This is a genomic window from Rhizobium sp. UGM030330-04 (assembly GCF_003208455.1).
In the GTDB taxonomy this organism is placed as follows: Bacteria; Pseudomonadota; Alphaproteobacteria; order Rhizobiales; family Rhizobiaceae; genus Agrobacterium; species Agrobacterium rhizogenes_A.
Window position 1 is genome coordinate 1 of the sequence record NZ_QKML01000050.1, and the last position, 1335, is coordinate 1335.

The 1335-nt window shown below is 52.8% G+C and carries 2 pseudogenes; both read right to left on the reverse strand.

Features of this window, described 5'->3' with window-relative positions:
* Positions 1–73 precede the first annotated feature (73 nt).
* Positions 74–922: pseudogene (locus N434_RS25405) on the reverse strand (ISAs1 family transposase); the annotation flags it as partial.
* Positions 894–1304: pseudogene (locus N434_RS26215) on the reverse strand (transposase family protein). The pseudogenes N434_RS25405 and N434_RS26215, both read right to left, overlap by 29 nt.
* Between the last annotated feature and the right edge of the window lie 31 nt (positions 1305–1335).

A 1335-nucleotide genomic window follows, 5' to 3' on the forward strand; every position in this document is an offset into this window, starting at 1 on the left:
GAATTCCCTGACTGTGGGCAGTTTGAAGAAAATTAACAATCTGTTTATTAAGGATATTTTTCACGGATACTGTCTAAAAAGGCAGTCTCTTAGCCCGGTAGTTGTCGTTCCAAGCCGCCTTGCGCCGTTTCTGGGACAGGCGCAATGAGGAGGATTCGTGCTCGAACAGATTCATGCACAGGTGTCGGATCGACGTCATGATCGCTGGCGCGTTGCCTTTGCGAATGCGGCTCGCATCCTCAGAGAAGACCACATCAAGACGCCAGTGAAGTCGATTCTCTACCCCCCAGTGTCCGCGCACAGCGTGCGCGAAACGTCGGGCATCGGCCGGGATGGAGGTGATAAAAAAACGTCGTTCCACCGTTTCGGTGTCACCGACCCAGCACCGGCGCTCGACCATGCCGATGCTACGCAGCCCCTTCCACTGCTCGGTGTCTGGAAGTGTTCGCAAGTCCTCGGTGATCCAGTAACGGCGTCTTTCCAAGCGCCCATGATCCTTGTCCACTTCCTCCAGGAAGTCATGCCTTACGCCCGCAAAATCGCCCGCTTCTGCGACGTAGAAAAAATCCTCGACCGCTTCGAGTAATGCACTTTGGTTGCCTTTGAGTCCCAACACATAGTCGGCGCCTTGCGTCACGATTTGCTCAGCGATCGCTTTCTGACAACCCATGGCATCGATGGTGACGATACACCCCTTGAGTTCAAGCACTTCGAGCAGCTTCGGGATGGCCGTGATCTCGTTGGATTTCTCTTCGGTTGCCTCTTGTCCCAGCACTAACCGATTGGTGCCCGCCCAGGCACTCACCATGTGGAGCGCTTTGCATCCACGCTTACGATCGCGTGAGCCTCTTGCGGTCTTGCCATCCACCGCAATGATCTCACCGCCAGTGGCTTCAGTGACCGCCTCTGTCCAACTCAGAAAGCATTCGCGAAAACCCCTTCACCGAAAGCCGTGAAATCACCCGGGCAATACAATCATGCGAAGGTACACCATTGGCAAACGAGCCGAACTGCCGCAACCACGTAAGAGACTGCCTTTTTAGACAGTTTCTATGAAAAAATACCTTTTAAAACAAAGGGTTGACTTTATCCAATCTGCCTATTTTCAGGGAATTTCTAAAGTGAGTTCCTAGACAGCCTCTAAGCTTCTCTTTTCCAAATTCCTCGATGGCTTCCCACCCATCGGCGCCACTGAGCATCCCACAGATCACCACAAGCACGATATCCAGCAGCTCGTGCCGTTTGTTGCGATCGATCCGAGGATCCTCAAGCGTAGAAAAATGTTCGCGAAGGTCTGTCATCATGGGAAACTTCTCCTCATTCTGTTTCCCGCAA